This window comes from Thomasclavelia saccharogumia DSM 17460 (assembly GCF_000686665.1).
GTDB classification, from domain to species: Bacteria; Bacillota_I; Bacilli_A; order Erysipelotrichales; family Coprobacillaceae; genus Thomasclavelia; species Thomasclavelia saccharogumia.
The window spans coordinates 1-10,522 of the sequence record NZ_JMLH01000088.1 but is presented as its reverse complement, the minus strand read 5'-3'; the positions used below and the strand labels follow the sequence as shown (position 1 = coordinate 10,522).

The following is a 10,522-nucleotide window of genomic DNA, read 5'->3' as shown; positions in this document are numbered from 1 at the left end:
GGAGGTTTAGCTCAGTTGGGAGAGCATCTGCCTTACAAGCAGAGGGTCAGCGGTTCGAGCCCGTTAACCTCCACCATAAAGTAAATAAGCCGGCTTAGCTCAACTGGTAGAGCAACTGACTTGTAATCAGTAGGTTGAGGGTTCAAGTCCTTTAGCCGGCACCATAATGGAGGAGTAGCGAAGTGGCTAAACGCGGCTGACTGTAACTCAGTTCCTTTGGTTCGGTGGTTCGAATCCGCCCTCCTCCACCATCTAATTGGGGTATAGCCAAGCGGTAAGGCAACAGACTTTGACTCTGTCATCTCCCTGGTTCGAATCCAGGTACCCCAGCCAAGATGACCCGCTAGCTCAGCCGGTAGAGCATCTGACTTTTAATCAGAGGGTCAGGCGTTCGAATCGCCTGCGGGTCACCATCTCTTATATTTGCCCAGGTGGCGAAACTGGTAGACGCACAGGACTTAAAATCCTGCGGACTTCAAAATCCGTGCCGGTTCGATTCCGGCCCTGGGCACCATTTTCGCGGGTGTAGTTCAATGGTAGAACTTCAGCCTTCCAAGCTGACTACGTGGGTTCGATTCCCATCACCCGCTCCATAGTTTGAAAGATAATTAGAGTTTCTGTTAAAGAAACTCTTTTTGTTTTAATAAATAACTAAATATAATTTTTTTTGGGTTATATCATTACATTCATTGAAAGCATGATAAAAAATTATAGATAAAAGTATCAAAGTGGTTAATGTTCTATAGTTTCACAGATGCTTTTTATTTTGCTTTAATTATTGATATGATCCTGTTATTAGCTTTATTAAATAATCTTTTTTGATGAAGAAGATTTTGTTATAAATTGTTATGTTTTGATGTAAATATGATGCAATTATGTTGTATGTTTAGAGGGGTGAATGTATATGAATAAAATTTTGATTATCGAAGATGAAAAAGCAATCAATGAATTAATCAGGATAAATCTAAGTGATGCAGGATATTTATGTAAATGTGCTTATGATGGGCTGCAGGGAGCAGATTTAATAGAAAAGGAATCTTTTGATTTGATATTGTTGGATATTATGTTACCAAAAATTGATGGATATGAACTGATGGAATATATTTATCCATTAAATATTCCGGTTATTTTTTTAACTGCGAAGGCTGAGGTGAAAGATCGTGTTAAAGGGCTTAAAATGGGCGCTGAAGATTATATCGTTAAGCCATTTGAAATTATCGAGCTTTTGGCTCGTGTTGAAACAGTATTGAGAAGGTTTGATAAAGTATCACATTATTTATCGGTTTACGATGTTAGTGTAGATACATTATCTCGAATTGTAAAGAAGGGAAATCAAGTTATTAATTTAACAGTTAAAGAGTATGAATTGTTATTGCTTTTTTTACAGAATAAAAATATTGCTTTATTTAGAGACCGGATATATGAATTGATTTGGCAGGAAAATTATCGTGGTGATAGTCGTACTGTCGATTTACATGTCCAACGGTTACGTAAAAAAATCGGATTAGAAGATAAGATTGTTTCAGTATATAAAATAGGTTATCGCTTGGAGGTTGACGAGTGAAATTTTTTTGGAAATTGTATATAGTAATTATGCTGATGGTCGTTTCTTGTTTTAGTGCAGGTGGGTATATGTTGATTGAATCAGGATTTAATTCTTCGCTGCGACGTGAAATAGAGATGGCATATCAGGAAAATAATATTTTATATTCATCTTTTACAAGTGAATTATCATCACCGTTTAATGGCTATAATGCAAGTGCTTTTACTGATACCGAAAAAATCGAGATTATTCATGAATCTATAACAACATTAACGATTCAAAGTTTTAATGGTACGATTTCGTTTTGTTTGCGTAATAATGAAGGTCAGATGATTTATCAAAACGGAGGTTTTTCTAATGATTCTAGTTTAGTAAAAAAAATAGAATCGGGAATTAGAGGATATAAAATTGTTGAAAATAATAATAAGTATAAAATTCATGTGTTAAGAAAACTTGATATTGCGGATAGTGATATTTATTTGGAAAATTGTCGTGATATTTCATCTTTATTTGAGGGGAGAAGGGATCAGTATCGAAGTTTTTTATATAGTATTGGTTTGTTGCTTTTAACTGGAACAGTAGTGATTTTTATTGTGACACGCTGGCTGGTAAAACCGATTAAAACATTGTCACAGGCGACTAAACAAATTACGGCAGATGGTGGCTTGGGTGATGAAATAAAGGTTCGTAGTAATGATGAGATTGGGCAATTAACGAGAGATTTTAATATCATGATGAAGCGTTTGATGACATCAATGGAAGAATTACAGGATGCTTTAAAGCGTCAGGAGATTTTTGTTGGAAATTTTGCTCATGAGTTAAAAACACCATTAACTTCAATGATTGGTTACGGTGATATGCTTAGAAGTAAAAAAAATACTGAAGAACAGATCATAAGTTATGCTGATTTAATTGTTCAAGAAGGCAAAAGACTTGAAAAGATGTCAATGAAATTAATGGAATTAGTTGTGTTAAAAAAACAGGATTTTGTTTTTGAAAGAATAGATGCTAGTGATTTTTTTGGAGAAATAAGTGCGGTTGTTGCTCCGGTTATGAAAAATTCAAAAGTTGATTTTAAAGTTATGGTAGCAGATGGAGAAATCATTGGTGAACGGGATTTGTTGAAGACGGTTTGTTTAAATTTACTAGATAATGCTCGTAAGGCAATAGAAAATGAAGGACTAATTAAGTTTTTGGGAGTGAAAGATGATAATGGTTATAAAATCATAATTGAAGATAATGGTTGTGGGATTGAGGATAAAGAAGTTGATAAAATTAAAGAAGCGTTTTATATGGTAGATAAGTCGCGTTCTCGTAAGGCGGGAGGCGCTGGTTTAGGATTAGCGATATGTGATCAGATTATTAAAATACACCATGGTGAAATTGTGATTGAAAGTATTAAAGGACAAGGTACTAAGGTGACGGTTTTATTTAAAGGTGGTGAAATTTATGAAGAAAGTTAAAACTTTTTTGATCGTACTGACTACAATTGCTTTATTAGTGATCGTGGCTTTTATGCCGATCATGCTGGCTGAATGGAATGATGAAAGGATGTTAGCAGATGTGGTGATAGATAAGATTGAAGATGATGATAGCTCAATGGTGCATCCAAGTAAGTTGAGTGCGAAGGAAAAAATAGCCTTATTGTACGATTATAATTATAGAAATCAAAAGTTTTTTCTTGTAAGTCAGCAACAGACTAAATCTAAAGTGGAATTTGAAAAGATAAAAGAAAGTGTGGTAAAAGAAGTAAATGAATTGCAGGATTTAAAGATATTACCAGAGTTTGATTTTAATGACGATCAAGAAGAATATATAATTGAAATATTAACTTATACTGAAATGACTGATCCTGAGAGTTGTGTTGTTGTGATGCAGGTGGAATTTTATGATGATAAGTGTAGTTTGAGTGTCTGGTTTGATGGAAATGATAGTACTATTTATCGTTGTAGTTATTATGGTGAAAATTTGGTTGATTTTGAAGCGACTGGTATTTTTGGTGAAGATGTTTTGCTTAATTATGGAATGAACTATTTAGGATTGTCTGAAAAGGAAATGATGAAATATTGTACCGCTATAGCCAGCAAAAAAAGAATTGATATTGGTATTATTAATTGATGCAGCTTTGATTCAAAAATGTGGCAGCTTTTATGTTAGTTTTTTATATGATTTAAAAAGGAGGTGTGAATGTGAAAAGAATAGTGGTTTGTCTAGTGGTCATTATTGGATATATCATAGGTTTTAATTATTTTATTAGAGAAAATAGTAGTAAAAATAAAGTGTTAAAAACAGAAGCAATTGAAGAAAAACAAATAATAAATGATGAGTTGTTAACGCTGGTTAATTATAAAAATAAAATTCCTGATGATTGGAAAGTTAATTTGGTTTCTTTAAATGACCAGCAGTCAATTGATCAGCGCGCTTATCAAGAGTTGAAAAATATGCTGAATGATGCGAAAAAGCAAGGCCTAGACATAATAATATGTTCATCTTATCGTACATATGATAGACAAAAAGAACTTTTTGTAAATAAAATTAAAGAGTATTTAAAGGCTGGATATGGTTATAATGAAGCTCAGGAAGCTGCTAGTATGTGGGTAGCTAAACCTAATATGAGTGAACATCAGCTGGGGTTAGCGGTTGATTTGGTTTCTAAGAAAAATCAGCGGTTAGATGATAGTCAGGAAAGAACTGCTGAACAACAATGGTTAATTAAAAATTGTTGGCAATATGGTTTTATTTTACGTTATCCAGCAAATAAAAGTGATTTAACAAAAGTTGGTTATGAACCATGGCATTATCGTTATGTGGGGAAAGAACACGCAAAAAAGATTGTAGAGCAGGGTATGTGTTTGGAAGAGTATCTGAATAATTTGTTAAATGATTAAAAGTTTATAATAAATTCACATCAGTGTATAATATTATATATGTGAGGTGAAAAAATGGCTAAAAGGTTTGAGTTTGATGATAATGATTTAGATACAGAAAATTTTGAATTAGAATCTGAAATGACAGATGAAGATGATTTAGAAGATACTACAGCAGATACCGCGACGAATAAAGGACGTCAAAAAACTAAGAAAAAGAAAGTAACCAAAACAAAACGTAAAACTAAAACAAAAGTAAAAAAAGAAAAAGAAGGACGTTCTATTTTTACAACGATATTATTATTTTTGTTGATTTTAGTAATTATTGCTGGAATCTGTGTGGGGGTATATTTTGCGTATGAATATTATCAAGACCAGCAAAATCAGATAGATAATCTACAGGAACAGCTTGATAATTCCCAAAAAGAAAATGATTCGAATGATAACGGTGATTCAAAAGAACAAGAAGAACCAAAAAAAGACTTGAATAAAGATGAAAATCAGATTTCTGATGATAACGAAACAGATAAAACGGATGAAACAACTAATGAATCAACAAATGGCATACCGGAAAATGAAAATCCACCAAGCGATAATGATCAAATAGAAGAAAATGAATAAAACACCATTAGCGGTGTTTTTTTTAAATTTATGTTATTTTCATAATGATGGTTGAAATAACAGACAAAAAGTGTATCTAAAAGATATTGTAAAGAAATACGAAGAGTAGGATTAGAAAAACTTTGTCAATATCTTCATATTTCAATGGTAAAAGTTATTGTAGTAGGGGATACTGATAATGATATGGAGGCATTAAAAAGCTGGATTAGCAATTGCAATGGGAAATGCACATGAGGATATTAAAAAATATCTGATATAATTGTTGAAGATAATAATCATAATGATTGTGCTAAATCGATAGAGGAATATTTGTTGAAAGGATAAGCCGTTTATTTTTAGATTTTTATGCTGGAATTAAAAATCTTAATTTCAGTTTCATTTTACAATACAGGGGGTAACAAAAGTTTTAAAAAAATTAAAAAAAGACTTGCAATAGTTAATATTAAATGTTATTATAGACGAGCAGTAGTCATTAAGGGTGCTGCTAAGGAGTAAAATGCGGGTGTAGTTCAATGGTAGAACTTCAGCCTTCCAAGCTGACTACGTGGGTTCGATTCCCATCACCCGCTCCATTGCTTGAATAGCTCAGTTGGTAGAGCAATCGGCTGTTAACCGATCGGTCGTAGGTTCGAGTCCTACTTCAAGCGCCATGGCCTGTTGGAGAAACGGTTAACTCACATGCCTTTCACGCATGCATTCACGGGTTCGAATCCCGTACAGGTCACCAATTGTAAATTAGTCCAGATTTTTTTCTGGATTTTTTATTTTATAAAAAATATCACTAATAATTATTTTGTTAGTGATATATGAATAAGGCCGATACTTTGATTAATTAGATTTCCAGCTATATATTTTAATAATTTAATTTGATTATTAGGAAATTTACTGTTGTGGGAATTGATGTGAAACATTCGATATGAATTTTCGATATAGTTTAATAACCATAATATTGATTCTTGAAAATTGCCATGAAATACAGGTTTTTCAAGAAGTGGGAAAAAACTAGTGGTATTTATATCCTGGTAAAAATGATCAAGATAAGTAGCATTGTTTTTGCAATCAGCTGAAAAATTGTGAAGTCTGATTTTTGTGATTTCATCTGGTGCAATAGTTAAGATCAAGTCATATATAGCTGCAAGATAAAGCTGATTATAAATCAAAGTCTCTATAAGTGAAGTATCCATATAATTTTACGTTCCTTTCTTTACAGTATAAGTAGATGTTTGGCTTTGAATATAAGAATTCAAAGCTTTTTATATCTAATACAGTCTATGCGTTTTTGATGAAAAAATGTTTATAGTTTTAGTTATTGATCTTAAGTTCTAAATTTGTAAAGGGTATAATGACTGGAACTATGATATACTAGATGATAAAATAGTATCTAAATTTATGATAATCGAGGTGATATTAATGTCTTATCAAATTATTAAAGCTTTTGTATATGTTATTTCAATCATGCTTTCGATGTGGGGGTTAAGTTGTTTTAATTTTGATAATGTAATTAGAAAAGCTAAATTACGTGAATTTTATTTGTTCTTTTTGATTGCGTCATTAGCTTTGGGATATTTATTAGGTTCTTTTATTTTAGAGTTTGCGACAATTCATTTTTAACATATTTTAAATAGCTGTACATATAATTAGGTGAGGTAATTATATGAAAGAGATGAGTGTAAAATTAGGAATTGTTGTATTGGTAGGAATCATTTTTTTATCAATGAATTATTATCAAGTTAAAGAAGAAGTGATTCAGGGTAAAAAAGAGGAAGCTGTAAAAGTAGCAGTAACGATTGATGACAATGTTAATTATGTGGATTTAGATGACTATCTTTTAGGTGTTGTTGCTGGGGAAATGCCTGCTAATTTTGAATTGGAAGCATTAAAAGCACAAGTTGTAGCTAGTCGAACTTTTGTTTATAATCGAAATTTGAGTGTTGATAATACGGTTAATAGTCAAGTTTATTTAAGTGAAGATGAGATGAAAAAAAATTGGGGTGATAAGTATAATGAGTATCACCAGAAAATTAGTGAAGCGATAAAAGAAACTAATAATGAAGTGATGAAATATAATAATGAATATATTTCAGCATTATTTTTTTCTTCTAGTAATGGCTATACTGAAAATGTTGAAGATTATTTTGAATCTAGTCCCTTACCTTATCTAAGAAGTGTTGATAGTCATTGGGATTTAACGATCGATCCTAAAAATACAAGACAAACTACATTTACAAAACAGGAACTAAAAGAAAAATTTAACTGTCAAGATTTGAATTTTAATATAATCGCATATAAAAAAAGTGGTCGTGTAGCAACTTTAAATGTTGATGGTAAAAATTACAGTGGACGACAGGTTAGAGAAATTTTAGGATTGTCTTCAAGTTGTTTTACGATCGAATATGTCAATAATAATTATGTTTTTACAACTAAAGGAAGCGGTCATGGAGTTGGAATGAGTCAATATGGTGCTCAAGGAATGGCTTTAGAAGGTTCTGATTATAAGGAAATTTTGAATCACTATTATACAGGTATCGAAATTGTAAATAATTAGTATAAACCTTATTTTAGTGGAAACACTACAAATGAGGTGAAATAATGAAATTATTTATGAAACGTAATCGACGTGTTTTAGTATTTAGTGTGGTAGTAATGCTATTTTTAGCTGGTGTTGGGATAGTTCAGCTGGTTATGAATCAGTATCAGCCGTTTAAAGATACTGCTGTTGTAAAAGTAGAAGATAATAAAGAAGATAAAAGTGAAGAAGATCAGCCGACTGTAGCGACAGAAAAATTGATCAAACCCGTTGATGATGATGTAACAATTGTAAAAAAATTTTATGATGCGTCCTTAAGTGATGCAGAATTAGAAAAAGCATTAGTATATTTTGAAGGAGTATATCGACCTAACTTGGGAGTAGATTTTTCTAAAGATGGAAAAACATTTGAAGTTAAGGCGGCATGTTCAGGTACGGTAACTAAAAAAGATAATGATGCTTTACTTGGTTGGATTGTAACTGTAACTAATGAAAATGGCTTTAGTACCACATATCAGTCATTGAGTGAAGTTAGTGTTGAAAAGGATACGGTTATTAAGCAAGGTGACAAAATTGGGGTCAGTGGTGAAAATGTTTATGAATCGGAATTAAAGAATCACTTGCACTTTATTTTAGAAAAAGATAATCAGGCTTTGAATCCAGAATCTTATTTTGATCAAGAAGTCACAAAAATAGCGGTATAATCAACCAAATGGCAATAATAAAAAAATTATTGCTATTTGGTTTTATTTTGTTTTTTACCTTGTAAATATCAAAAATCATGGTACAATAGTTAAGAAAAATAAGGAGGACTAATGATGGCATTATCAAAAGAAATAGGTATCGACTTAGGTACAGCAAATATTTTAATTTATGTCAAAGGTGAAGGTATCGTTGTAAATGAACCTTCTGTAGTAGCGATAGATGATGAAACAAAAAAACCTTTAGCTGTTGGCCAAGAAGCTAAAGATATGTTAGGTAAAACACCTGGAAGAGTAAAAGCGATTCGTCCTTTAAAAGATGGGGTTATTGCGGATTTTAGAATTACTGAAATCTTAATTACTCATTTTATTAATAAATTAAATTTAAAAGGAATTTTTTCAAGACCAACAATTCTAATTTGCTGCCCATCAAATATTACATCAATTGAAAAAAGTGCAATTAAAGATGTTGCTGAAAGATGTGGTGCTAAACGTGTCTTCATTGAAGAAGAACCAAAGGTGGCAGCAGTTGGAGCTGGATTGGAAATTTCAAAACCTACAGGTAACATGGTAATTGATATTGGTGGTGGAACTACTGATATTGCGGTATTATCTTTAGGTGATATTGTTACTAGTAGTTCACTTAAAATTGCTGGTGATGTTATGGATGAAGATATTATTAAATTTGTAAAAGATAAATATAAATTATTGATCGGTGATCGTACTGCTGAACAAATTAAAATGCAGATTGGTACAGCAATCAAAGGAATCAGTGAGGAAATCTTCGAAGTAAGAGGTCGTGATTTAGTAACCGGATTACCTCATACAATTACAATTACTGCTGATGAAACAGAACTAGCTTTAAGAGAGACTTGTCAGACAATTGTAAGAGAAACAAAGCATGTTCTAGAACAAACACCACCAGAATTAGCGGCTGATATTGTATCAAGAGGAATTTTCTTAACAGGTGGTGGAGCTTTATTGAGCGGACTTGATCGTTTATTGGAAAACGAATTAGGTGTACCTGTATTTGTAGCTGATGATGCATTAAATTGTGTTGCTAATGGGTGTGGAGTTATGTTAGAAAATACACATTATGTAAAATAAACATGAGATGAAAATCTCATGTTTTTTATACTATTTAAAAATAAATAATTTTAAAATCGTATTGACTTTACCGTTAGGGCAAGGTGTACAGTAGTGTTAAAGAGGTTTGAAAGAGGAGGAATAACGATGTTGACTATTGGGGAATTTTCAAATATATGTAAAGTTTCAACCAAAACCCTTCGATACTATGCAAAAATAGGGCTGCTTTTGCCTAATAAGATCAATCCGGAAAATGGTTATAGATATTATTCTATTGATCAATTGGAAACAATGTTATTTATTGAACGTTTAAAATCTTATAATTTTTCTTTGGAAGAAATCAAAGTGATTCTTAATTTAGGCAAATTACAAAACGAGAAGCTTTATGCGGCGCTTGCAAGAAAGAAAAAAGAAGTTAAAGAACAGATAGATAAATCTAATATTATTTTAGAAAGATTAAATGAAGATATGTTATGTTTACAACAAGGGAGGTCGATTATGTCGTATTTAGAAAATTTTGATATTGAATTGGTTGAGGTTTCAAAGATGAATCTTATTTCGGTTCATAAAAGAGTTCATGAAAATGAATTTGTTGAAGCATATAGTACTTGCTTTGGTGAATTATTTAAGCAGATTCAAATTGATAATTTGAATATTATTGCTTCACCGATGGTATTGTTTCATGATGCAGAATTTAGTGTACTTGGTTTAGATACTGAGTTTGCAATTCCGGTAAAAGAGAAAACTATTGCTACTAAAGAGTTTTGTCCAGGATTATGTCTAAAAACGGTTTTACAGGGATCTTATTCAAATTTACCATCTATATATGCTAAACATCGAAAATGGATAGAAGAACAAGGGTATATGTATCGAGATGCACTTTTTGAAGTATATATAACAGATCCTTCATGTGTTTCAAAAGAAAGTGAACTTATAACTGAAATATATTCCCCAATTAAAAAAGTTCAATAAAAATGGTTTGTTTTTTGATTATTATAGAAATAATTATTTAGAGCGCTTTTGTTAAATGACAAGAGCGTTTTTAGATAAAAAATTTAGATCAATAATATCATGCCAAATGATCAGCAACGGCGAGTAAATTTTTTTCTAGCTAAAAAGTATGATAAAATATAGATGACAGGGAGAGTATGGAATCATGCTCTCTTTATTTTTTCTA

General features: G+C 31.6%; 12 protein-coding genes and 10 tRNA genes. 21 read left to right on the top strand and 1 reads right to left on the bottom strand.

The window, feature by feature from the left end; all coding sequences use genetic code 11:
* The 16 genes from BR82_RS0113515 to BR82_RS0113445 all read left to right on the top strand — a co-directional run bounded on the left by BR82_RS0113515 (position 1) and on the right by BR82_RS0113445 (position 5,758).
* Positions 1-76 (top strand) — tRNA-Val (locus tag BR82_RS0113515).
* A gap of 12 nt (positions 77-88) precedes the next feature.
* Positions 89-164: transfer RNA gene (locus BR82_RS0113510), tRNA-Thr, on the top strand.
* A 4-nt stretch (positions 165-168) separates the two neighbouring features.
* Positions 169-251, top strand: a tRNA-Tyr gene (locus BR82_RS0113505).
* Positions 252-257: 6 nt separating this feature from the next.
* Positions 258-333 (top strand) — tRNA-Gln (locus tag BR82_RS0113500).
* A 4-nt stretch (positions 334-337) separates the two neighbouring features.
* Positions 338-413 (top strand) — tRNA-Lys (locus BR82_RS0113495).
* Between the two features lie 12 nt (positions 414-425).
* Positions 426-514 (top strand) — tRNA-Leu (locus tag BR82_RS0113490).
* A 5-nt stretch (positions 515-519) separates the two neighbouring features.
* Positions 520-593, top strand: a tRNA-Gly gene (locus tag BR82_RS0113485).
* A gap of 311 nt (positions 594-904) precedes the next feature.
* Positions 905-1,564, top strand: coding sequence for a response regulator transcription factor (locus BR82_RS0113480; protein ID WP_027090611.1), 660 nt, complete (start codon positions 905-907; stop codon positions 1,562-1,564).
* The gene (locus BR82_RS0113475; RefSeq protein ID WP_027090610.1) at positions 1,561-3,006 is read left to right on the top strand and encodes a sensor histidine kinase; all 1,446 of its coding nucleotides are present in this window, start codon (positions 1,561-1,563) and stop codon (positions 3,004-3,006) included. Before BR82_RS0113480 ends, BR82_RS0113475 begins: the two co-directional genes overlap by 4 nt.
* On the top strand, positions 2,993-3,661 hold the full coding sequence (locus tag BR82_RS0113470; RefSeq protein ID WP_027090609.1) for a hypothetical protein: 669 nt from the start codon (positions 2,993-2,995) through the stop codon (positions 3,659-3,661). The genes BR82_RS0113475 and BR82_RS0113470 overlap by 14 nt, the downstream gene beginning before the upstream one ends.
* Before the next feature lie 71 nt (positions 3,662-3,732).
* Positions 3,733-4,431 carry a M15 family metallopeptidase gene (locus BR82_RS0113465; RefSeq protein ID WP_240474567.1) on the top strand — a complete coding sequence of 233 codons (699 nt, stop codon included), beginning with the start codon at positions 3,733-3,735 and terminating at the stop codon, positions 4,429-4,431.
* 54 nt (positions 4,432-4,485) lie between these two features.
* Entirely contained in the window at positions 4,486-5,031 is a 546-nt protein-coding gene (locus BR82_RS15960; protein WP_051592844.1) for a DUF2371 domain-containing protein, read from the top strand.
* A 96-nt stretch (positions 5,032-5,127) separates the two neighbouring features.
* Entirely contained in the window at positions 5,128-5,265 is a 138-nt protein-coding gene (locus tag BR82_RS17950) for an HAD hydrolase family protein (RefSeq protein ID WP_147590261.1), read from the top strand.
* 264 nt (positions 5,266-5,529) lie between these two features.
* Positions 5,530-5,603 (top strand) — tRNA-Gly (locus BR82_RS0113455).
* A gap of 2 nt (positions 5,604-5,605) precedes the next feature.
* Positions 5,606-5,681, top strand: a tRNA-Asn gene (locus BR82_RS0113450).
* Position 5,682: 1 nt separating this feature from the next.
* Positions 5,683-5,758, top strand: a tRNA-Glu gene (locus BR82_RS0113445).
* A 61-nt stretch (positions 5,759-5,819) separates the two neighbouring features.
* On the opposite strand, the gene BR82_RS0113440 is transcribed toward BR82_RS0113445, so the two are convergent.
* Positions 5,820-6,215: a hypothetical protein gene (locus BR82_RS0113440; RefSeq protein ID WP_027090607.1), complete on the bottom strand. Its 396-nt coding sequence runs from the start codon at positions 6,213-6,215 to the stop codon at positions 5,820-5,822.
* Between the two features lie 226 nt (positions 6,216-6,441).
* Between BR82_RS0113440 and BR82_RS0113435 the strand changes: the two genes are divergently transcribed.
* The 5 genes from BR82_RS0113435 to BR82_RS0113415 all read left to right on the top strand — a co-directional run bounded on the left by BR82_RS0113435 (position 6,442) and on the right by BR82_RS0113415 (position 10,317).
* Positions 6,442-6,642 carry a DUF1146 domain-containing protein gene (locus tag BR82_RS0113435; protein ID WP_027090606.1) on the top strand — a complete coding sequence of 67 codons (201 nt, stop codon included), beginning with the start codon at positions 6,442-6,444 and terminating at the stop codon, positions 6,640-6,642.
* 43 nt (positions 6,643-6,685) lie between these two features.
* A complete protein-coding gene (spoIID, locus tag BR82_RS0113430; RefSeq protein WP_027090605.1) occupies positions 6,686-7,576 on the top strand; it encodes a stage II sporulation protein D in 891 nt (296 codons plus the stop codon).
* 44 nt (positions 7,577-7,620) lie between these two features.
* Positions 7,621-8,262, top strand: coding sequence for a M23 family metallopeptidase (locus BR82_RS0113425; RefSeq protein ID WP_027090604.1), 642 nt, complete (start codon positions 7,621-7,623; stop codon positions 8,260-8,262).
* Positions 8,263-8,376: 114 nt separating this feature from the next.
* On the top strand, positions 8,377-9,366 hold the full coding sequence (gene mreB, locus BR82_RS0113420) for a rod shape-determining protein (protein WP_004609485.1): 990 nt from the start codon (positions 8,377-8,379) through the stop codon (positions 9,364-9,366).
* A gap of 126 nt (positions 9,367-9,492) precedes the next feature.
* Positions 9,493-10,317 carry a MerR family transcriptional regulator gene (locus BR82_RS0113415; protein WP_027090603.1) on the top strand — a complete coding sequence of 275 codons (825 nt, stop codon included), beginning with the start codon at positions 9,493-9,495 and terminating at the stop codon, positions 10,315-10,317.
* The last annotated feature ends 205 nt before the right edge of the window (positions 10,318-10,522 follow it).

Bases quoted from the DNA above. Each gene is read 5' to 3' on its own strand.
- BR82_RS0113440 (WP_027090607.1), bottom strand. From the start codon at position 6,215: ATGGATACTTCACTTATAGAGACTTTGATTTATAATCAGCTTTATCTT.
- BR82_RS0113470 (WP_027090609.1), top strand. From the start codon at position 2,993: ATGAAGAAAGTTAAAACTTTTTTGATCGTACTGACTACAATTGCTTTA.
- BR82_RS0113480 (WP_027090611.1), top strand. From the start codon at position 905: ATGAATAAAATTTTGATTATCGAAGATGAAAAAGCAATCAATGAATTA.
- BR82_RS15960 (WP_051592844.1), top strand. From the start codon at position 4,486: ATGGCTAAAAGGTTTGAGTTTGATGATAATGATTTAGATACAGAAAAT.
- BR82_RS0113435 (WP_027090606.1), top strand. From the start codon at position 6,442: ATGTCTTATCAAATTATTAAAGCTTTTGTATATGTTATTTCAATCATG.
- BR82_RS0113415 (WP_027090603.1), top strand. From the start codon at position 9,493: ATGTTGACTATTGGGGAATTTTCAAATATATGTAAAGTTTCAACCAAA.
- BR82_RS0113425 (WP_027090604.1), top strand. From the start codon at position 7,621: ATGAAATTATTTATGAAACGTAATCGACGTGTTTTAGTATTTAGTGTG.
- mreB (WP_004609485.1), top strand. From the start codon at position 8,377: ATGGCATTATCAAAAGAAATAGGTATCGACTTAGGTACAGCAAATATT.
- spoIID (WP_027090605.1), top strand. From the start codon at position 6,686: ATGAAAGAGATGAGTGTAAAATTAGGAATTGTTGTATTGGTAGGAATC.